We start from the raw sequence: 22,428 nt of genomic DNA, 5'->3' as shown, positions 1-22,428 counted from the left end.
CAGTTTCTTCACACGTGAGTGAGGATAGCATAAAGGGATTTTTTTATAGGAGTAGGGTGGTATGTAATGCAAATCATTGAAAAAGTCTTTTTATCTATACAAAAAAAGTCATTTTGTGTCGATAAATGTCGTATACTAAAGAAAAAAAGGGGACGACATTTTAATGAAATACTTTAATAATCTGTCTTTATCTACTAAGCTTGTTTCTGTCCTTGGATTACTCATGCTAATGATTTTTGGAGTTATGATTCCTTTAAATCTTCAGCAACTTTACCAAGTGAGTATTGAAAAGGGAGAATTAGAAGCAAAAAATGCTGGGAAACAATATTCTGAGACGTTACAAAATAAATTGGTGAATGCTCAAGCGACGTTGCAGGTATTGTTGGAAGTGCTCCAGGAAGCAAAAATAAACAATACAATGTCACGTGAAGATGTTGTATCCATGATGAAGAGTATGCTGGATAAGCGCCCAGAAGTGCTAGGTATTTCAACCTTGTGGGAACCCAATGCATTCGATAATAACGATAAAGAACATATTTCAAAAACAGCTTATGATGATAAAACGGGACGATTTATTCCTTATGTTGTTCGAAGTAATGGAAAGGTGACTGTTGAAGCGCAAAAAGATTATGAGGGAACTGGAGATTATTATTCAGTGCCTAAGAAAACCAAAAAAAATGCATTTCTTGAACCTTATATTTATCAGGTTGGTGGGAAAGACCTTATGATGATGTCTCTAGTCCAACCGATATTGGACAAGGATGGCGCTTATATAGGGATGGTGGGACTTGATCTTTCACTTGAGGATATGCAAAAAGAGGCTGAGAAATATAAGCCCCTGGGAGGATATGTTTCTCTTATATCCTCTAAAGGTACTTATGTGGCTAATCCGAGTGATCCCGAATCTATTTTGAAATCTTTTGGGGATCAGCCAGATAAAGAAGAGTTATTAAAGAAGGTAATGAATGGAACAAGTACAGTCGGGTATACGTTGAACAGTAAAGATGCTGAGGTTATGAGATCTTTTGAAAGTTTTTATTTACCCGGAACTGATGATGTATGGTACATACAAACGGTTGCAGAAAAAAGTATGATCCTGAAATCTTACTTAGAAAATAGAATCGTCTCCATTAGTATTGCTATTGTGGCTATGTTAATTCTTGGGACTCTCACGGTGCTAATGATACGTTATATGGTCGTTCGTAATATCCGAATACTATCGGATAAACTTCGTTTAATGGCTGATGGCGATCTAACGCAAGAGCTCATTGTGAACAATCAAGATGAATTTGGTGTGATGTCTGGGTATTTTAATATCATGACACAGAAGTTGAGGGGAATGTTTCACTTAGTCAATGATTTATCAATGACTGTAGGGGCTGCATCTCAACAGTTAACGGCTAGTTCTGAAGAATCTAGTAAGGCTGCAGAGACGATTGCTGAATCCATTCAGCAAGTGGCAGAGGGAGCAGAAACACAAAAGCATTATGCCAAAGAAACGGGCGAAGCCATGACTGAGATGGCTATAGGAGTAAAAAGAATTGCTGAATCATCGGTTGCTGTTTCTTCTTCTGTGGATGATGTAACTTTGCAAACAGAGAAAGGTCATCTACGTATTAGTGAAGCTGTCGGTCAAATGAATCAAGTTCAAGAGGCTGTGGGAGCTACAGAACAAGCCATTCACCGATTGAGTGAAAGATCCGAAGAGATTGGTGGAATGATTGGACTCATTACTAACATCAGTACACAGACCAATTTATTGGCATTAAATGCAGCGATTGAAGCTGCCCGAGTTGGAGAACAAGGAAAGGGATTTGCGGTTGTAGCTACTGAAGTACGGAAATTGGCAGAACAGACAAAATCGGCTGCTGATCAAGTGACTAAATTAGTTGGGGATATACGTAGTGACACTGAACTTGCAGCGCATACAATGGCAATTGGCTCTACCGAGGTGAACAGTGGTGTACAAACCGTAACAGATAGTGGTTACTTGTTTACCTCAATCATGACAGAGATGGCGGATGTCAAGAGCCAAGTTCATGAAGTTTCTGCGGCTGCGGAACAAATGCTGGCAAGTTCTGAACAAATTACGGGGAGTGTAGAGCAGTTGGCAGAAATCGCTCACGAATCCTCTTCTAATTCGCATGACGTTGCCGCTGCTTCCGAAGAACAGCTTGCTTCTATGGAGGAAATATCTGCGTCGGCAGATTCGCTCAGTATGTTGGTACAGGAGCTTCTAGAGAAACTATCACAATTTAAAATTTAATAGTTATTAAAGAACCTCAATTCATATTCATCGGATAGGATCCCCTTTAAGTAGACAGTGTGTAAAAAAAGCGCACTACAGTTTACTTGGAGGGGATTTTTATATGCAAAATTAAACGACCTTAGTCCAGTACAATAACAAGTCGTCTCATAAAGTCTTTATTTAAGCTGTCCACTTGAAGGGGTAACTTCAATAGGGCGGATTTTTCGTGTTGAAGGAATTTTTTTTGAAATATTCAAAATTTTTAATAATCCAGCCTAAAGGCTTGATGGTAGGTTATTTTTGTCATATACTAGTTTGTGTGATATTGATAATCATTATCATATAAGCTAGTATATGATCTTAACAGCATCAACAGCTGACCATAACAACAAAGGGAGTGTAAGTAGAAATGTCAGTAATACATATAAGAGATAGACAAGATATTTTAGAAATCGGATTTTCAGATATCTGTAAGTATCATGGAGGAATTGCGCTTATGGCTGTCGCCGTAGGTTATCGTAGCTTACAGGCAGCCTTCAAAGAATTATTCGGTGACGAGATTCCTGAGCGTGGAGCTATCTCGATATGTTCTGGGCATGGGGGACCAGGTTTTCGTGATGCATTCGAATTCGTGACACGCGCGGTTACTCGTGGTGCATATCAGGTAGATACAGCCTATCCAGCAGGACAGTATGATCCATACCGACCTCAAGGCTACGCGTTTGTGATTACCTCGGAGACAGGAGCCTCCGTCGAGATCGTTCTGAATGAGAACTTCCTGCCTATGACGTTTTATGATTATTTGAAGAAGGGACGGGAAGAGACAATGACAGAGGCAGATGTCGCTACATTTGGTAAACTTAAGCGGGCATTAGCCGAGCGAGCATTGGTTACCCCACTTGGAGAGCTCTTCACGACACGGAGGATACAATGACTGCACGTGGGACAGCTAATGTTGTCATTTTAGATTCAGGGTGTTATTTCAGTGAACAGATGGTTCAAGATGCTAAGCGACAGGATGATTGCTTCGTACTGGATCTCTACGATCTGCCGGAATTCGATTTGTCGTCATATGCTTGTCTGGTTATCGATAGCTATGTCGATCAGGAGCTGCTGTATCGTGAGAGTGAACGGATATGGAAATTCCTGAATCAGGGGAAAGTACTAATCTTTAGTGGACATTTATTTCTTCCTTGGCTTCCAGGGGCTTCGATATTCGTACCTAAGCAGATTCATAGTCATCGTGATTATGAAGTGTCGATTGCACAACCTCATCCGATATTTGACAGCGTAAAGCCTGAAGATATGACCTATACGAAGGGTGTTTCAGGTTTTTTTGCAAGAGGACATCATCCTCTTCCGCCACATGCCGAAGTGTTGTTGACATTACCTGGAGGAGAACCAATCACCTATATTGATAGACACAGCACTGAGGGGACGATTCTTGTCCATTCTGGAAATAACCTATTTGCATATAGGAACCCAAGCAACACAGTGGGTCGAATCGGCAGCCAGTTACAGAATTGGATTGGCGAGGAATATAGGAATATTCAAGAGGGGAAAAGACCGATATGAGAAAGATTGCTGTTCTATACGGAGGGAATTCTCATCAGTTTCGTACGCTTTATGAGCCTAAGTATCATCGCTATATTCATCATATTATTTATTTGCCTGAACTTCAATATACGTCTCTCGATGATATCGATGTTCTACTCATTCCGTCACAGCTTCACAAGTCTCTCGTAAGTGAATCACAACATATCATTGATGCCTTTATTAACCGAGGGGGCATTGTGACTGCTTTAGGAGCTCAACCGAACCCATGGCTTCCCGGGCATAATTGGGAAATTAGACCAACCAATTTTTGGTGGTGGCTGGAATCTAGTACGCGAAGTGGACTAGTTGCAGAACGACCCGACCATGACTTTTTTCGTTATCTAACAATTAAGGATGCCACTTGGCATTATCATGGTGTGTTCTTCCCTCCCGCAGGATCAGATATTATTATCAGTGTCGAAGATGGCGGTGCCATTATGTATGTGGATAAAGTGAGTACGGCGGGTACATTTATTATGACGACATTAGATCCCGAGTATCATTATGGATCTTATTTCATGCCTGCAACGGAGCGGTTTCTAGATGGTTTTTTTCCGTGGCTTGCAGAAGGGAAACTATAAGAATTAGCAATATCAATAGTGATCTTAATAGACAGATAACAAATTCAAGGAGTGGACATCATGATAAATCGTAATAAATTCAGCCTGTTGATCTTGTTCTGTATAGTAGCAATCGTCACGGGGTGTTCGTCGAATGGCAAGACCTCTGAGGTTCAACAAGTTACAACCGAAGTAACTACAACAGCGGATACAATCAAGGATACATCGGCAACTTCTGATCCCATTTCCCGGCTGCGTATGTCTTGGGGTAACAGTGGCTATCCTTCCCCCTTTGCCTTTAGTTCATCAGGACCTGGTGGCTTCCTACGTAACTCCTTCCTATTCGATACGTTAACTTGGAAGGATGAGAATGGAGTTATTCCATGGCTAGCGAAATCATGGAGTATTTCGGAAGATGGCCTTCAATATACATTTGAATTGGAGGAGAATGTCCTATGGCATGACGGTAATTCGCTCACAGCGGATGATGTCGTATTCAGCTTTGAATATTATCAAATACATCCCTTTATGTGGACAGGTGACATCAGTCAGATCCAATCTGTAACGGCTATCGATGATCATAAAGTTCAATTCACATTGAATAATGGTTATGCACCCTTTTTGAGCGATTTGGTAGGTATCGTGCCTATCATTCCTAAGCACGTGTGGACAAATGTGGAAAGTCCGTTAGATTTCCGCGATCCTTCGGCTCTTGTCGGTACAGGTCCCTACACACTGAAGCAGTATGATGAGAAGTCTGGACAATATTTGTTCAATGCAAATGATCATTATTTCAAAGGAAAAGTACTGGTGAAGGAAGTGGCGTACTTAAACCCTGAGAATAAGATACTTGCATTGCAAAAAGGAGAAATAGACACAGCTATGTTGACCAATTATTCTGAGGTTCAACAATTACAGAAAGAGGGATTTGATGTAATCAAGAGCGCACCGACCGGCAGTGCGTTACGTTTAACGTTTAATCTAGATCATCCTCAATTGAAGGATAAGCGTCTGCGTCAGGCAATGGCTTATGCGCTCGATCGCGCTGAAATGGCACGGAAGATTAGCGGAGGCGATCCAATAGTTGGAAACGCTGGTATCATTCCTCCTGATTCACCATGGTATAACTCTTCTGTGAAACAATATGAATATAATATTACGGAAGCAGAGCGTATTCTTGATGAGCTTGGATATGCCAAGAATGCCAATGGAGAACGCGATGGGTTGAAGCTGAATGTAATGGTATCTTCCAATTCACCGGAGGCACAGGTGATGCAGGAAATGCTTAAGAAGGTAGGCATTGTACTGAATATTCAGCAAATAGATTCGGCAACGTTCACTACAGCTATGGGAGAGAATAAATATGATATGGCCATCACCGGGCATATTGGATTAAGTGGAGATCCTGATTATTTGCGGTTATGGTTCCTTGGTGAGGCAAGCAATACTTGGGCAGCAAGAGAGAAGCAGTTTGATAATGCCGAGTTCCAGCAGCTAGCAATCGAGCAGATGTCAGAATTAGATGAAGATAAGCGGAAAGAAATGGTTGGAGAAATGCAGAACATCCTGGCAGAGGAACTGCCTACTCTCGTTCTTTATCATCGTCCATTCTATTACTTGTTTAAATCAAGTGACTTCAATGGGTGGTTCAATACAGCGGGTGGTATAGCAGATGGAATTCCACTATGGGATAACAAGGCAGCGCTGATCGATGAGGATAATTAGACAGGCAGTTACGTATGTTAGTGTTTTGATATTCGTCGTGTTACTCAACTTTTGGCTCCCACGGATTTTGCCAGGTGGCCCCGTCGATTTCCTCATCGGTGGTGGAAAACAAGGAGCGGTATTTGTTTCTGAAGTTCAAAAGCAGGCGTTGCTCCAGTATTATCATCTGAACGACACGTTATGGGTACAATTCACACAGTATTTGAAGGGATTGTTCACGTTTGATTTTGGATTGTCGTTTACTTATAAATCTCCAGTCTATGACGTTATTTCGATCCGATTGCCTTGGACGTTGCTTATTGTGGGTATATCCACTCTTCTTTCCATTATTATTGGATTGGCTCTGGGACTATTATCAGCGTGGAAGCATCCTAGACGTATTGATCGCCTGATTTTTATCGTTATGATGGTACTCAGCGCAGTCCCAGAGTTCTTGATCGGAATGATTCTACTCATCGTATTCTCTGTAAATGGAGGTTTACTCCCCCTCAGTGGGGCAGAGACAGCGTTCCTTTCGTCAGAGAATGGACTTGATCGTATATTAGATGTAGCCAAGCATGCTTTGCTACCCATCGCTACACTAACGGTGGGTAGTCTTGCAGGTCTATACCTATTAATGCGTAATGAAGCCATTCGAGTGTTTCAAGAGCCATTTATTGAATTCGCGGCTGCGAAGGGCATTGGAGAACGTGCTGTCTTGCTTAGGCATGTAGCTCGTAATTCGGCACTTCCGCTCGTAACTATTATCTTCATACGAATAGGTGGACTGTTGTCTGGTTCTGTCATTGTGGAGACGGTATTCTCATATCCTGGGATTGGCAAGTTACTGCAAGAGGCTATTCTCGCAAGGGACTATCCTTTGCTCCATGGGCTATTCCTAATGATGACAGTGAGCATACTTTGCTTGAATATGTTAGCAGATCTCATTTATCCTCATCTTGATCCGCGCATACGTGGCGCACATAAGGGGGGACAGTCATGAAATGGAGCAAAGCAGTAGGAGGAACCATTCTGACTGTGTTTATAGCAGTAGCCATATTCGGACCATCGGTAACTTTATATGGACCGTTTGCCCTGAGTGGTGAGCGTTTCTTGACGCCTTCTAAAGAACATTGGTTAGGTACTAACATGCTAGGACAGGATGTGTTCAGTGGATTTGTTCATGGGGCACGCACAACGTTATTTGTTGGATTGTTCGTATCACTACTAAGTACGTTCTTAAGCGGCTTTCTGGGTTTACTGTCGGGTTACCTGAAGAAGCTCGATCTGATCCTCAACTCGTTTGCCAATATGTTGTTAGTGCTTCCTTCACTACTGCTTATTCTAATTGTGGCCTCTTTCACCGGTGGGGGCATATGGCAACTGATCTTTACACTGGGTCTGCTAACATGGCCGGCATATATGCGCTTAATTCGTGCATCGGTATTGTCTTTGAAGGAACGAGAATTTGTGAAATCGGCGCAACTGTTTCAAGGGAATACGTTGTATATTCTACGTAAACATGTGCTCCCTTTCATATGGCCCCTTCTGCGAACAAAATTTGTGATGTCATTCAGACAAGCTGTTGTCATGGAGGCAAGTCTTTCATTTATCGGTATCGGCGATCCGAATGTTCCTTCATGGGGGAAAATGCTCCAGCAAGCGTTCGGAAGTGGTGAAACCTGGATGACCAATGTATGGCAGTGGACAGTACTTCCACCAGTAGTGGGAATATTATTAGTTACTGTCGGCTTGGCATTATTGGGAGAAACCAGTGATTCTCATAAGAAGGTAGTAAAGGCAGCAAGAAATAAGATAAAGACAGACCCGAAGCCAATATGGACTGCAAGTGCAGCTATTGTATGTGATCAACTGAGTGTAACGTATGGGGATCGTCCGATCGTGCATCCCATGTCATTCTCTGTAGCTGCTGGAAGTGTTACCGTGTTGATAGGTGAGTCGGGATCGGGCAAAACAACACTAGCAAAAGCGATTTACGGATTATTGCTGGAGGGTGAGGTAAAGGGAGATGTCTATATTGGAGGGAAGCATATATATGACAGTGTAGGTAAGGAACGCATGCAACGGTGGGTGGATGCGGCTTACATATTCCAGGATCCTAGAACTAGCTTCAATCCGCTTCTAACGATCGGTAAGCAGTTTATAGAGGCTATTCCTGAGAAACAATCAGCTCATGATAAAAAAATGCGGGCTGTTCAAGGATTGCAGGAGGTACAGCTTGACGAGAGGGTACTAGACTGCTATCCGCACGAACTCAGTGGCGGGATGTTAAGTCGGGCTTTGATCGCACTTGCACTGATTAACAAACCTGAGGTGCTGATTGCAGACGAACCAACAGGGGCGCTAGATCCGATTGTGAAGCGGGAAATCTTAGAGCTGCTCGTGGCTAAAGTCAGGGAGCATGGAATGACATTGCTACTAATTACTCATGATATGTTAGCTGCTAAGCATGTTGCCAATAATATCATGGTACTCCAGCATGGAAAGGTGATTGATTATTCTATTAATGAAGACTGGTCTCAGAGTAAGAAAGATATCGGTATAAATGGGCCATCAGAAGAAAGAATAGCGGAGGAAATAGGATGTTGAACGTGCAGAATGTGACCAAGGAATTTGGGAAGAGGGGAAAGAAGCTTGTAGCTGTAAAGGACGTTACTTTAACACTGCTTGAGAATGAAATATTCGCCTTGATTGGCGAGAGTGGATCAGGAAAATCGACTCTGGCAGAAATCATCGTCGGTTTGGAAAGACCGACGCAAGGAGAAGTGATATGGCAAGGAGAAGGGGACTTTCTTTCTCATCAGGCTGCACGGATTCAAATGGTATTTCAGAATCCCGACCGATCGCTTAATCCTTATTGGAAAGTAAAAGATCTTATTGCCGAGCCGCTTGTTCTTAAGCATTATTCACGTTCTGCAGTCTCTACGCGTGTTGAAGAGATGCTGGAGAAGGTTCTACTACCGAAGGATTTGCTGGAGCGCAGAGCCTCTGAGTGTTCTGGAGGGCAGAAACAGCGCATAGCAATCGCACGGGCACTTACTCTCTCACCAACTTTACTTATTGCCGATGAGATTACATCAGCACTTGATCCAAAGACGGAGCAAGAGATATTAGATTTGCTTCTCTCACTGAAGCGTGAACAGAAGATGTCAATTCTGTACATTACGCACCGTCTGGAGACGATCAGCGGGTTCGCTGACCGTGTAGCCGTGATGAAGGAGGGGTCCATTGTGGAAGAAGGATATACAGATGCCTTATTGAAAAATCCGAATTCAGATTATACAAAGGCTTTGCTGGAGGCATGCTCTTATTCCTAATATAATGAAAGCTTTATGAACAAGACATTCCATTACCATCAGGAATGTCCTTGTTTAAAATATAAGAAAGGTTAAGTTTCCACTATATTTTGCTTATAATTCTACGAGAAACGGTTACTGTCCCTTTAAGGATGGTAACCGTTTCTTCTTGTATGTTGCTATTTAACGGATGAAGAGAAATAAGATTCGACTTTGTGACAGAATGCCTGTTCTTCTGCGCTAAGCTGTGTATTCTTGCGAATGACAAAGCCGTTTTTACGCCTGATTTGTAGGGAAGACACTGGAATGGTTACTAGCTCGCCATTGTCCAATTCATTTTTCACTGCTTCATAAGGAAGGAATGAAACACCTAAACCCACCTTGATGGACTGTTTAATCATATTGAAAGTACTCATTTGTAGATAACGTACCTTGACATGGTTAAGTTTGAGCTGACTTTGGATATATTGGCAAATATACTTACTTTGTGGAATTAAGATCGTCTCGCGGTGTAAATCCCTCGTATATAGCAATTTTCTGCTAGCCCAGGGATGCCCAGCAGGAATGATGAGGGGCATTTCCTCCTCGAAAAGTATGGACGCATCAAATTGAGAGTAAAGATGGTTGTCCTCTGGATAGATAGGAAGGAACGCAATTTGAGTCATTATGTTGTATGTAAGGAAAATACCTGAAAAATAACCGTTAGCATGCTCTAACGTATTTCCAGAAACAGTAAACGAATTTCAGTGCTCTCCCGTTTGGGGATGTAACCTCTTAATTCGAATCTATTGCATAGCATACAACATTGTAATAGTTACTATTCACTAAGTCATTAAGTAATAATAGTGATAGTTGGAGTAGAAATCGTAGGTTGAGTGGTTATAGTTGATGCTGCATTTCCGAAGTTTGCTATCTCTAGCAAAATGGGCACATTTACGGAAACATCAGTTGTATCTAATACTAAACTAGCTGTTGTTAGCGTAGATAGCGCATCTTGTTGGAGTACACCATTAATGTAGACATTGTAATAGTCATCTACAGTTAATGCGGGCAGAGCAACGATAGGGGCATCGTTATCGTCAGCAAAGCTTGCTGCAGGAATGGTTGTATTTGTCGTTATCATTCCAGCAGTTATGGTTGCGAAGTAACGAGATACGGTTGGGTTCACGTTGGTAGTAATAACTCCTCCAGTCGCAACCGGAGTATTAGATGTAGCCGTATAGACCGGTTTAATAACAGGCATGGGATCACCCCCTCTCATTTATAAATAAACATAAGATTTTTCGGTTATACAATGTTAATGTGAAAAAGAACGATTTGAAACGGCGTATCTACTATTATTTATTTATTTAGATCATATGGATTTTGATGATGTCCAATCCTCCACATAGTTAAACAACATATTATGAATGAATAAGATATGAGGAGGTGTTCGAATTGGCAGGTCGTGAGAACAATAACAAAAAAACAGTAAAAAAAAATAAAGTGAAAACTAAAGATAGTCCTAAGCATCGACCAAATAGTAGCGTGAAGATATGTACTAGGAGAATCTCAAAAAAACCAAAACCAAAACCAAAACCAAAACCAAAACCAAAATCACAAATAATGGTAAAAGGTGGGCTCATCTGCTGTAAAGTAGTTAAACCTAGATGTAGGTTAAGGATTCAAAATTCTCAAGGACCTCAAGGACCTCAAGGACCTCAAGGACCTCAGGGACGTCAGGGTATGAGAGGAGATCAAGGTCCAGCAGGATTGCAAGGTCAACAAGGGATTGCAGGAGCTACTGGCTCTCAAGGAAATGAAGGACCTATAGGTCCTGAGGGAATCGCTGGGGTTACGGGTTCTGTAGGAGCTCAGGGCCCACAAGGCATTCAAGGTTTCGCAGGGATACAAGGTCCACAAGGTATTCCGGGTCCTTCGGGTCCTACAGGGCCACCGGGTTCGATATCGGCAATCTCCATTATTCCTAGTGCGCAAAGATATTTTTATTTTGCTACTTCCGATATTAAGTCACCCATAGTCATCCAAGCTAATCAATTCTTTGACGATGAGGGAAATTTAAGCGATAGTTTTATGGGCATTGGCCTGAATAGTTATTCAAATGTAACTATTAATGGGATTTTACAAGAGAGCAGCTTATACATTCTAACTGAAAATACTTTGAATCTGAATGTGAATGTGAATGGAGATATTATTTATTCAGGTACGCCAATTATTCTGGAAATTGTTCAATTTGTGGCACAGATCATTTCATAAAGAGAATAATCCAATAATCTATAAATTTAACTGAATAATGCCGATCGAATGAGATTGGCGTTGTTTTACATAATTATGGAAGATCAATTTTTGAGTCTCTTAGCATATGTGGCCGAACAGGAACGGAAAAGCAATCGGTAGCGGTAAGCGGAGGGTATTGAGGTAGCCCGAATGAAGGTGTGACGTTTGGCCGACCTAAGAAAGAGATTAACAGTCAGTTTATTGAAGTGCATGAAAAGTGAGGTCGGGAGCTACGTATGACCGGTATGATGTGTGCAGCATTGGTGGACCACAAACGGATGATATTAACGGAATTAATGCACTTTACTAAATAAAGAAGGCGAGGCGATGAACAATGAAATCCTTGAAAGTGATTATCGGTGCAGTAGGGGGCGCTGCATTGATTGCTGGCTGTTCAGCTACCCCTTCGCAGATCGACCAAGAGGAAATGTCTACTCCGGCATCCGGACAGGTTACTGGTGCTAAAGTCGATCCTGTGTCGAAGGCTGTTACTGGCGGATCGTCGGTAAGTTTAGCACACTCCTATAAAAGCTTAGAAGAATTAGAAGCGGTTTCTGTTTTGATCGCGGAAGTGAACATCAAGGACGTTCATAGTACCGATCCGGTGAATGACGCCACCTTCTACAATGCCACCGTAACGGATGTGTTGAAAGGCACTGAAGGGAAAGAGATTATTCTGACCCAAGTCGGCATTGAGGAAGAACGGGAGAAAACGGGAGAGCTACAGATGGACCGAGAGAACCCCATCATGCAATCGGGAAACAGCTACATTTTATTTCTGAAAGCTGGGAAGGACGAAAGAGTTGGACCCCTTTATTATGTGGCCGGTGAATACCAAGGAAAATACCAAGGAAAATACGAAATCCAAGATCAACAGGTGTTTTCGGTGAATCAGGATGAAAAAACGAAGGCGCTTGTTAGCGGTGAGGATGTGACTCAGTTTAAAGAGAAAATTAAGGACTTGGTACGTCAGGCTCAGGCCCAATGAACCGACATAGTGTTGAAATAAATATAACTACAAAAGTGTCGCCGTGATACTCGTGTTTAATGAACTCCTCTCTCACTTCTTCTGGAACAAGCAGCCATTTCAAAATCTGTTGAACCCCCCTAAGACCTTCACCTCTATAGAATCAGGCGAAACCCGATAACTAGAATTGTCAGTTTTGGTCCGGATCGTCAGCCTAACGTTTCTGGCTTCATGGTCCACGAATGTTAACAATTTCACCAGTCCGTAGCTTATCGGACTCTATCAGACGTTTTGTTGTCTTTAGAGCCGTTGTAGTGCCGGTCCGGGCCGTCTGTAGTAAAGATACTTCATATTTTCTATCTTCTTTCTAATTGCACAAGAGAATTACCCCAGCGCTACCGATTGAATGAGATTGGCGTTGTTTTACATAATGTTGTCGTTTGTACAAATGTATTCTTTGATTTATCAGGATAAATTCTCGGTCTCCCGAATATAGTTTGTTAGAATATTTTTATGGGAGGTTGTATAATTGAATATGCTAAATAAACCATCTAAGAGCTCTAACGTGTAAGTGGCTCTTCATCTTTTTCTAGGTATAGGTGCTGTGATGGGTGGATTGGCATTTAAAGAAACGATGGAATTGGGTAGTAGCTAAGAAGTTGAATCTGTATCAGGATAAACATTGGTCATGGACAGTTTCACTATACTCTGGATTTGCGCTAATCATCTGGATTACAGTTCAGCTTGATGAAATCATTCTAGAACTGTAGAATTGTTAGCCTATCATAATAATTGTGTGTTAAAGCTATTTATAATAAGGATACTAGCAAATTTGGCGGAAGAATAATTTCGTATAAGTGTAAGCGTATATGAATTAGGTTTTTCAACTCCCCAACCGCTTCAGATCGTTGATTATTATGCTCGAAAGTGTATTGTTTATGAAAGAGTGTTCCATTACTCAGTAGAGATGAGAAACAAATCATTGTTCATTATCTGCAAAGTCTTAAGGAAGACTAGAAGTTATGTCATGGTGATTTCCATCCAGATAATATTATGATAGATGAAAGGGAATGGAAGATCGATTGGATGACTGGAATGAGTGGCAATCCTGCGAAATAGAACATTGGATACTACCTATTGTAAGCTCGTTTAACCGAATGGATACCTGAGAAAGAGAAGCAGGAATTTGTAAATCTGATTAAACAGAAATTGAGTGCATTATGACGACCAACGGTACTCTAAGGGAGATAGAATAGTGGCTGATTTATTATATAGTTAATTGAATTGGATGGAAAAGTGACAAGAGGTATTAGATAGATTATTCACTATAGTTAAATGGGGGAGAAAGAAATATGATCAGCTGTTATACTTTGAAAGACGAATTAAGTAAGATTAAAGCAAATCAATATAAGGTTCCTGTAAATCTGAATGTATTTGATCTAGCTGTAGATATGATGAAACATATTGGCGATGTTGATTCTGAACTACGTGACAATCTTATTTATTCTACAATTTTAAATTGGGCAACTCAGGATGTATTTAATACTCAGCAGATGCGAGAGTTGTTAAATATAAGTCTTGATGAACACCATTTATTTTGGAAAATAGGAGAGGTAGGTACGGATTCGGTATTTACGCGTTCCTTTTCCATGCTGATGATTCCGCTCGTTCTTGATATGGATAGAAAATACTCTTTTCTAGCTCAAGAAGAAGTTGAGATGATTAAGGACAAATTGTTGAACTATATTATACTTGAGAAAGATAGGAGAGGATATGTTGAGAATAAGGGTTGGGCACATGCTATAGCTCATACAGCAGATGCACTCGAAGATCTCTCACAATCGACCTATATGGATCAAACTTGCTTAATAGAAATTCTACATGCTATACATGAAACAATTACTGTGAATGATTATTTATATATCAATGGTGAAGATGAAAGAATGGTAACAGCTACGGTGAGTATTTTCAAGCGTAATGTACTTGAAGATACGGACATTAACGGTTGGATTTATAGTTTTAGTGAGGCAGGGAAACTTGGGAAGCATCCCGAAGATGACATTCTGCATAAAAATGTCAAATGTTTCTTGAGAAGCCTTTATTTTAGAATAGTGGAAGATAATCAACTCAGGATATTTACAGATACGATTGTAGCAACTATACGTTCGATGGATGCTGATTCATAGAGGTGGTATGCCTTGACTAGAAGCTTATTATGAAAGAGCTTAGAACGGGTGTGTATAGAGGGCTAAATTAACGGAATTGCGACTATAAAATTATAGTTGCAATCGTCCTCTTCACGTTGTAAAATACATATTAGATTATTGTTACACAATATTGCGCGCGTATGGCGGAATTGGCAGACGCACTAGACTTAGGATCTAGCGTTTTACGACGTGGGGGTTCAAGTCCCTCTACGCGCATTACTTACGGAAAAACCTTGAATATCAAGGTTTTTTTGTGTTTCTAAGACATTTCAATATAGCAATGATTATATATGTCGGGCAAGGTCTAGAAAGTATCACTATTGGTAGTCCTAATAAGGACATATGTAGCTAAAAGGCCTTTACATACCTTCTCGATGTCATTTTCATGTTAAGCATTATGTTATATACTTAGGTGTTACTTTGTTTTGAACGAATATAATCTATTATGGTTTTTCTAATTGACAGGGATTGTTAAATGGGTTACTTTTTATCTATATGCCATCTTTGTTTTTTCTTTAAATTTACATATTTATTAATTTTTGTATATTGTTCTTTCTTTTAAAGGAAATCAAATGTGACTATATTACTGTTGGTTCCAAGCAATCCAGTCTCTCTAATTGCGAGACTGGATATTTTACTGCTGTACAGATTTGGTTCTTGGATAACCTATGATTAAGTACAGCTCATATTAATGTAAAGCTAATCAGCAGAATGAGCAGATGGAGGATCAGAGAAATGAAGCTATTTGAAGCTATGGAACAACATGACTATGAAGAGGTAGTCTTTTGTCAAGACAAGCAGTCGGGGTTAAAAGCGATCATCGCTATTCATGACACTACTCTTGGACCTGCACTTGGTGGTACGAGAATGTGGACATATGCTACAGAAGAGGCGGCTATTGAGGATGCGCTCAGACTAGCCAAAGGTATGACCTATAAGAATTCTGTCGCGGGTCTGAACTTCGGCGGTGGTAAAACAGTTATTATTGGAGATCCCCGTAAAAATAAGAATGAAGCTATGTTCCGTGCCTTCGGACGTTATATCCAAGGGTTGAATGGTCGTTATATTACAGCAGAAGATGTGGGTACAACGGTCGCAGATATGGATATCGTCTATCAGGAAACCGATTATGTAGCGGGGATCTCTCCTACATTTGGTTCTTCAGGTAATCCTTCCCCAGCAACAGCTTTCGGGGTATATCAAGGTATGAAAGCCGCAGCTAAAGAAGCTTTTGGATCGGATTCACTAGAAGGTAAGGTCGTGGCTGTCCAAGGGGTAGGGAATGTAGCGTTGAATCTCTGCAAGCATTTACATCAAGAAGGGGCACAGCTAGTTATTACTGATATACATAAAGAGGCTGTTAAACGTGCGCTGGAGCTATTTCCTGCCAAAGTGGTGGATCCCAATGAGATTATAGGTGTGGATTGTGATATTTATTCTCCATGCGCATTGGGAGCCACGATTAACGATGAATCTATTCCTTTGTTAAAAGCAAAAGTGATTGCAGGTTCTGCAAATAATCAATTGAAAGAAGCTCGTCATGGGGATGCCATTCATGAATGGGGTATATTCTACGCACCTGATTATGTCATCAATGCCGGAGGCGTTATCAACATTGCTGATGAATTCAATGGTTACAATGCTGAGCGCGCGATGAGTAAGGTAGGGGATATTTACCATAGTATTACCCGTGTGTTTGATATTTCTAAACGGGACAATGTGCCAACTTATGTGGCAGCAGATCGTTTGGCACTTGAACGTATCGAAGCATTGAGACATTCACGTAAACAATTTCTACAGAACGGCAATCACATTCTTAGTAAAAGAAGAACGCACGCATAGGCTTACAAGAGATTAGAGTTATAAATATTAAAGCAATGCACATCTGTTTGTGCATTGCTTTTTTTGTTTTACTGAATGATAATCGGGGATGTGCTAAAATGGATATATTAGCCATAAAATCATTTGGATCATTAATGTGCGTAGCGTTCACTAGACATGGTATGGGTTTAAACTGAGGAAAGATTAATTATACTTGATTGTTATGGAAATTCGGAGTCACTATTCATTATAATAGGAGATAGATTGTTTCTAAAGAGAGGATGTATGTACTCATGAAATTTAGCGAATATCGTTATGAACGCCCTAACTTAGAAGAAGTGGAACAGAAATTCAAATCATTGCTCAGTGAATTTAACAATGCCAGTAGCTTCGTAGAGCAGGATGAGATTATGACATCTATTAATAAACTTCGTAGCGAAATTGAGACACAAGGAGAAATCGTAGGCATACGTCATTCTGTCGATACCAATGATGCATTCTATAAGGCAGAACAAGATCATATGGATGAGACTGAACCGGTCATTCAGCAATACATAACGGAATTCTACCGAGGGCTTGTCAACTCTAAGTTCAGAGTGGACCTCGAGGAGAAATGGGGAATACAACTATTTCAGTTAGCTGAACTTTCACTCAAGACGTTCAAACCTGAGATCATAGAAGATCTACAGCTTGAGAATAAGCTAACAACAGAATATACGCAGCTTATTGCATCTGCCAAAATTATGTTTGAAGGCGAGGAACGTACATTACCTCAACTGATTCCGTTCGAACAGTCGACGGATCGAGACATGAGACGTCGCGCTGCGGAAGCGAGATTTGGATTTATGGCTGAGAATGAAGAGACCTTCGATCGTATTTATGATGATTTGGTCAAAGTACGGACGAAAATGGCTCATAAGCTTGGTTTTGATGATTATATTGAGCTAGGTTATGCACGTATGAATCGAACAGATTATAATGCAGAGATGGTCGCTAATTTCAGAGACCAAGTGTTGGAACATATTGTACCTGTAGCAGCTAAGTTGAAGGAACGTCAGAAGAATCGTATCGGTGTAGAGCAAATGTACTATTACGATGATGCCTTTAGCTTCAAATCAGGAAATGCTACACCTAAAGGAGATCCTGAATGGATTCTTCAGAATGGTTCGAAGATGTACAGTGAATTGTCACCAGAAATGAACGAGTTTTTTACGTATATGGTCGATAATGAATTGATGGATCTCGTTAGTAAGAAAGGGAAACAAGGTGGAGGTTACTGTACGTTCTTAAGTAAGTATGGTTCACCGTTCATTTTCTCCAATTTCAATGGAACTTCAGGAGATATTGACGTTCTAACCCATGAGGCAGGTCATGCCTTCCAAGTGTATGAGAGTAGACATTATGAGGTGCCGGAATACAATTGGCCTACTTTTGAAGCAGCAGAAATACACTCCATGAGTATGGAATTCTTCACTTGGCCTTGGATGGATCTCTTCTTCAAGGAGGATGCAGAGAAATATCGGTTCAACCATCTCGCAGAATCATTATTATTTATCCCTTATGGTGTTGCGGTGGATGAATTCCAACACTTTGTATATGGAAATCCAGAGGCAACACCAGCGGAACGTAAGAGTGCATGGCGTTCTCTTGAGAAGAAATACTTGCCTTACCGTGATCAGGAGAACAATGATTATCTATTACGTGGTGGATTCTGGCAGAAGCAGTCTCACATTTTTGAAGCGCCATTCTATTATATTGATTACACGCTTGCTCAGATCTGTGCAATGCAATTCTGGAAACGTATGAACGAGGATTGGAAATTAGCATGGGTAGATTATTTGAAATTGTGTCAATCTGGAGGAAGTCAGTCTTTTACAGGACTAGTTAAGGTTGCAGGTCTAATCTCTCCTTTCGAGAATGGATGTTTAGCTTCTGTTATTGGGCAGATTGAGAATTGGCTGGATGGCGTAGAGGATCAACTTTTATAAAAAAATATAAAACATAACACAAACCACATATGAAATTTCATATGTGGTTTGTGTTATGTTAATAATGTCTTGTTTAGGTTATATCTTAACATGTATTTTAGTGGGGATTGATCGGTAGCTGTGGAGGTATGCTTTATTGCTCAGTTTCACTAAACTGAATGGACTGAAATTTATCATTTAGAGGATTGAAGGTAATCGTTACAAATACGCCGAATTCTTTATCTTCTTTTTTAAGTATGAGTTTAAATTTTTCTGTAGCTGTGTTCGTAGATATCGTTGTTCGCCCCAAATGGAGATAATCAACAACCGAGGCCTCATATTTCTTATGAGCTTCATGGACTGCAAGGTTACCCCATTTGGCATACGCTGGATCAGCGTAGATCATGCCTAATGTGATGACGGAGATCAATAACAGTACCATGAGTATACAAGATACGCTTCTTTTAGAATGATTATGGATATTTGTCCTCCTTGTTGAGTGAAAGTTGATATTATTATTTGATAGTTAGCCGTTATTATTCATGAATATGAATAATTCTAATATTTTTGAAGCGGCCAGAGTAGGTAGGTTATCACTTATCAGTTTCTAGACTAAACTTAGAATAAATATAAGATGGAGTACCCTTTGTTATAAATGGTGAGAGCTTTTTCTTTTGTATAAATAGATCTATATAATGTGTGGTATATTTGTATTCGTGCATAATCAAATCGTTACGGACATGGGTATACATATACATATACATATACATATACATATCTAGTTACTAGCTATAAAGCAGTGAAATGATTAGAAGGATGAAGAGAAAGTGAATATTCATCTTAATAAATAGGATTAGTGATAGGAGTTGGCAGGGTTGTTTAAGAAAGTTTTGTTCAATAAAATAAGCACTCGAATTATTCTTGGTTACGTCCTGATTCTATTTTGTTTGGGTGCATTTCTCGGGATTATATCGGAACGGGTTCAATCGCTGCAACGAGAAACAGATTTTATTAGTGACCATGATATACAAGTACATGATCTAACCCATAGTATCGAGAAGAACGTGCTTGATATGGAAACAGGTCAACGGGGTTACATTATCACGGGTGAGACGAATTATCTTGAACCGTATGATACGGCTCTTTCTAAATGGCCTCTCGAATATAATCAATTATACCAATTGGTATCAGATAACCCTGTTCAACAGAAGAACTTGCAAGATATACAACAGAATATTATGCAATGGATTAATAATGAAGGAAGCCTTCTAATATCTTTGAAGAAGAACAATCAAGAGGAAGAGTTACTTCGTTCCTTTAATAGTGACTCCGGCAAAAATAAGATGGATTTCTTACGTAATCAGTTTGCAACTTTTCTTGAAATTGAGAAGACGTTGACTGATGAACGAGTGGCTACGTTAGCTGAGAATAACAAGAACTTAATGATTACCATATATTCTCTTTGGATTCTAGTCGCTATAGTGTCCATTGCTGCGGCGCTCATGATTTCAAGAAACATCGTGAATCCTATTAAACTGGTCATTGAAGCGATCAATGAAATTGCTGCTGGGGGTAATTTAACTAGACGTATTGAAGTTAGGAGACAAGATGAGACTTCTAGACTGGCTGATTCAACGAATGAGCTTCTAGCAGTGATGGATCGAAAGAATTGGACGAAGGATCAGATTGCGCGAATGTCCACAATAATTCAAAGTGCTTCTAATTTGAGTTCATTAGGTCAAATATTTCTGGACAATATTGCTGGGCTATTAAATATTCTTTTTGGTATTTTGTATGTGACTAAAGAAAAACAGTTAGAGAAGGTCGCATCTTATGCGGGTTCTTTTGAAGACAATAGTGGATTAGGTAAAGATAGTTTCTTATGGGGTGAGGGGCTTGTGGGTCAGTCCGCTAAAGAAAAACGCATGTTGATACTAAATCAGATCCCTAATGATTATATGGTCATACATTCAGGTTTAGGACATGCGATTCCTAATGAGATTATTGTTGCTCCCGTAGAATTTGAAGGTAAGGTATTAGCTGTCATTGAATTAGGATCCCTTGTGAGTTGTACTCCTCAGCAGCTTGATCTTCTCAAACAGTTATTACTCACACTTGGTGTTACGATGCACTCAGTGATTAACAAGATGGAAATTCAAGAGCTGTACAATGAATCTTCAGCTCTGAATGAGGAGTTACAAGTTCAGTCAGAGGAACTTCAGGTTCAATCTGAGGAGCTACTTATGCAAGCTGCTGAAATGCAAGCGTTAAATGAGAAACTAGAAGGCCAGATAAATGAAGCAGAGACGACTGCGTTAGAGTTAGAAAAGTATACTATACAATTGCAGACTAGTTCTGGTTATAAATCTCAATTTCTAGCGAATATGTCCCATGAGCTTAGAACGCCTCTAAACAGTATGCTTATTTTATCTCAAATGTTATCGGAGAACCGCAATAACACTCTTTTACCAGAAGAGCAGAATTATGCAGCTGTCATCCATTCTTCAGGAAGTGACCTCTTAAATTTAATTAATGATATTCTAGACTTGTCGAAAGTCGAAGCAGGGCAAATAGAATTGGATATAGGTACACTAAACTTAACGGAACTTCCGGAAATCATGCATTGTACTTTCTTCAAAATGGCTGAAAATAAATCGATTAACTTAAAAATAGAATTAGGAGAAAATACACCTAATACCCTGTATACGGATGAGCTTCGTCTTCATCAGATCTTACGAAATCTGTTATCGAATGCGATTAAGTTTACTGAACGAGGAGAAGTATCTCTAAAGATTTATCAAGTAGAAGCCATCAATACACCTGAGTTTTCAATTGCGTCTAAAGTGATTGCGTTCACTGTGCGAGACACAGGAATAGGAATATCTCCAGAGCAACAAGGATTTATATTTGAAGCATTCAAACAAGCAGATGGAGCGACCGCTCGTAAATATGGCGGTACAGGATTAGGGTTATCGATATCAGTACAGCTCGCTAGATTGCTAGGTGGATATATCCATGTGGAAAGTGAGCTTGGTACAGGAAGTGTATTCACACTATACCTACCCGTTACGGACCCAGATTCGGGAATTCGCCCTCCATTGTTCTTATTAGATGAGGCTGCATCTACTCAGGAATATCGAAATGATTACAATGGAAAATTACTGTGGGAGAATCAAAGCCAATCACCAGAATCTGATCTTTTACAATCGAATTCAGAATTGTTTGACGGGAAAAGAATATTGGTGGTAGACGATGACATTCGAAATGTGTACGCGTTAGCGAACGCACTTGAGAAGTTTAATATGCAAATAATGACGGCGAAAAATGGTTACGAATGCTTAGATATTTTACAGTCCGATACACCCGTGGATCTTGTGCTGATGGACATTATGATGCCTGAGATGGATGGTTATCAGACGATGACGAATATTCGCCAGACGCTAGAAATGACAGAGCTACCGATTATTGCTCTTACAGCAAAAGCTATGAAGGAAGATCGGGACAAATGCTTGAGTGCAGGGGCATCAGACTATTTGAGTAAACCATTAGATATTACCCAAGTGATCTTGAGTATGAAAGTACTATTGACTAAAGATAAGGTTTAAAATTGGTACTGATTCTTATAAGCAGAAGGCTAGCTTTAACCATATCGGAGATGAAAGTTGAACTGAAGTTATGAAAGACAGATGCAGTCACTTCTTAAGGAAGGGGCTGTATTTTAGATTTAACTTCGATATAATGCTCTTGGATATCATAAGGAGGTT

Annotated in this window: 18 protein-coding genes, 1 tRNA gene and 1 pseudogene; 17 read left to right on the top strand and 3 right to left on the bottom strand. The window is 40.2% G+C overall.

Translation table 11 applies throughout. The features are described 5' to 3' along the window. The first annotated feature begins 163 nt into the window (after window positions 1–163). The 8 genes from UB51_RS11975 to UB51_RS11940 all read left to right on the top strand — a co-directional run bounded on the left by UB51_RS11975 (window position 164) and on the right by UB51_RS11940 (window position 9,446). Window positions 164–2,266 (top strand): methyl-accepting chemotaxis protein, encoded by a 2,103-nt coding sequence (locus UB51_RS11975; RefSeq protein WP_044877477.1) that lies wholly within the window; start codon window positions 164–166, stop codon window positions 2,264–2,266. 391 nt (window positions 2,267–2,657) lie between these two features. Continuing rightward, window positions 2,658–3,182, top strand: coding sequence for a hypothetical protein (locus UB51_RS11970; RefSeq protein ID WP_044877476.1), 525 nt, complete (start codon window positions 2,658–2,660; stop codon window positions 3,180–3,182). Then, window positions 3,179–3,823: a hypothetical protein gene (locus tag UB51_RS11965; RefSeq protein WP_052675896.1), complete on the top strand. Its 645-nt coding sequence runs from the start codon at window positions 3,179–3,181 to the stop codon at window positions 3,821–3,823. Before UB51_RS11970 ends, UB51_RS11965 begins: the two co-directional genes overlap by 4 nt. After that, window positions 3,820–4,425: a hypothetical protein gene (locus UB51_RS11960; RefSeq protein ID WP_044877475.1), complete on the top strand. Its 606-nt coding sequence runs from the start codon at window positions 3,820–3,822 to the stop codon at window positions 4,423–4,425. Before UB51_RS11965 ends, UB51_RS11960 begins: the two co-directional genes overlap by 4 nt. A gap of 60 nt (window positions 4,426–4,485) precedes the next feature. After that, window positions 4,486–6,129 carry an ABC transporter substrate-binding protein gene (locus UB51_RS11955; RefSeq protein WP_044877474.1) on the top strand — a complete coding sequence of 548 codons (1,644 nt, stop codon included), beginning with the start codon at window positions 4,486–4,488 and terminating at the stop codon, window positions 6,127–6,129. Then, window positions 6,116–7,111, top strand: a complete 996-nt coding sequence (locus tag UB51_RS11950; RefSeq protein WP_044877473.1) for an ABC transporter permease — start codon at window positions 6,116–6,118, stop codon at window positions 7,109–7,111. The genes UB51_RS11955 and UB51_RS11950 overlap by 14 nt, the downstream gene beginning before the upstream one ends. Continuing rightward, a complete protein-coding gene (locus tag UB51_RS11945) occupies window positions 7,108–8,718 on the top strand; it encodes an ATP-binding cassette domain-containing protein (RefSeq protein ID WP_044877472.1) in 1,611 nt (536 codons plus the stop codon). The genes UB51_RS11950 and UB51_RS11945 overlap by 4 nt, the downstream gene beginning before the upstream one ends. Beyond that, the gene (locus tag UB51_RS11940; protein ID WP_044877471.1) at window positions 8,712–9,446 is read left to right on the top strand and encodes an ABC transporter ATP-binding protein; all 735 of its coding nucleotides are present in this window, start codon (window positions 8,712–8,714) and stop codon (window positions 9,444–9,446) included. Before UB51_RS11945 ends, UB51_RS11940 begins: the two co-directional genes overlap by 7 nt. A gap of 158 nt (window positions 9,447–9,604) precedes the next feature. On the opposite strand, the gene UB51_RS11935 is transcribed toward UB51_RS11940, so the two are convergent. Continuing rightward, window positions 9,605–10,090, bottom strand: a complete 486-nt coding sequence (locus tag UB51_RS11935; protein WP_082063129.1) for a LysR substrate-binding domain-containing protein — start codon at window positions 10,088–10,090, stop codon at window positions 9,605–9,607. A gap of 167 nt (window positions 10,091–10,257) precedes the next feature. After that, a complete protein-coding gene (locus UB51_RS11930; protein WP_044877470.1) occupies window positions 10,258–10,668 on the bottom strand; it encodes a DUF4183 domain-containing protein in 411 nt (136 codons plus the stop codon). A 194-nt stretch (window positions 10,669–10,862) separates the two neighbouring features. Here UB51_RS11930 and UB51_RS11925 point away from each other — a divergent pair, with 194 nt between their 5' ends. The 8 genes and pseudogenes from UB51_RS11925 (at window position 10,863) to UB51_RS11900 (ending at window position 18,685) form a co-directional block, all read left to right on the top strand. Continuing rightward, window positions 10,863–11,681, top strand: a complete 819-nt coding sequence (locus UB51_RS11925; RefSeq protein ID WP_052675892.1) for a DUF4183 domain-containing protein — start codon at window positions 10,863–10,865, stop codon at window positions 11,679–11,681. A gap of 355 nt (window positions 11,682–12,036) precedes the next feature. Continuing rightward, entirely contained in the window at window positions 12,037–12,690 is a 654-nt protein-coding gene (locus tag UB51_RS11920; RefSeq protein ID WP_044877469.1) for a hypothetical protein, read from the top strand. Window positions 12,691–13,280: 590 nt separating this feature from the next. Continuing rightward, window positions 13,281–13,439, top strand: coding sequence for a hypothetical protein (locus UB51_RS28280; RefSeq protein ID WP_160297263.1), 159 nt, complete (start codon window positions 13,281–13,283; stop codon window positions 13,437–13,439). Window positions 13,440–13,701: 262 nt separating this feature from the next. Further along, window positions 13,702–13,788 (top strand): annotated as a pseudogene (locus UB51_RS29750) (phosphotransferase); the annotation flags it as partial. Between the two features lie 233 nt (window positions 13,789–14,021). Further along, entirely contained in the window at window positions 14,022–14,855 is an 834-nt protein-coding gene (locus UB51_RS11915) for a DUF2785 domain-containing protein (protein ID WP_044877468.1), read from the top strand. A 155-nt stretch (window positions 14,856–15,010) separates the two neighbouring features. Beyond that, window positions 15,011–15,092: transfer RNA gene (locus UB51_RS11910), tRNA-Leu, on the top strand. A 519-nt stretch (window positions 15,093–15,611) separates the two neighbouring features. Beyond that, window positions 15,612–16,718 (top strand): Leu/Phe/Val dehydrogenase, encoded by a 1,107-nt coding sequence (locus UB51_RS11905; protein WP_044877467.1) that lies wholly within the window; start codon window positions 15,612–15,614, stop codon window positions 16,716–16,718. Between the two features lie 272 nt (window positions 16,719–16,990). Then, entirely contained in the window at window positions 16,991–18,685 is a 1,695-nt protein-coding gene (locus UB51_RS11900; protein WP_044880097.1) for a M3 family oligoendopeptidase, read from the top strand. Between the two features lie 133 nt (window positions 18,686–18,818). Here UB51_RS11900 and UB51_RS11895 read toward each other — a convergent pair whose 3' ends face one another. Beyond that, entirely contained in the window at window positions 18,819–19,106 is a 288-nt protein-coding gene (locus tag UB51_RS11895; protein WP_044877466.1) for a DUF3889 domain-containing protein, read from the bottom strand. A gap of 433 nt (window positions 19,107–19,539) precedes the next feature. Between UB51_RS11895 and UB51_RS11890 the strand changes: the two genes are divergently transcribed. Continuing rightward, complete coding sequence (locus tag UB51_RS11890; RefSeq protein ID WP_052675891.1) at window positions 19,540–22,269, top strand: CHASE3 domain-containing protein; 2,730 nt, start codon at window positions 19,540–19,542, stop codon at window positions 22,267–22,269. The last annotated feature ends 159 nt before the right edge of the window (window positions 22,270–22,428 follow it).

This window comes from Paenibacillus sp. IHBB 10380, from assembly GCF_000949425.1.
GTDB lineage: Bacteria > Bacillota > Bacilli > Paenibacillales > Paenibacillaceae > Paenibacillus_AQ.
The sequence above is the reverse complement of the archived record's forward strand: the minus strand, read 5'-3'. Positions and strand labels throughout refer to the sequence as shown.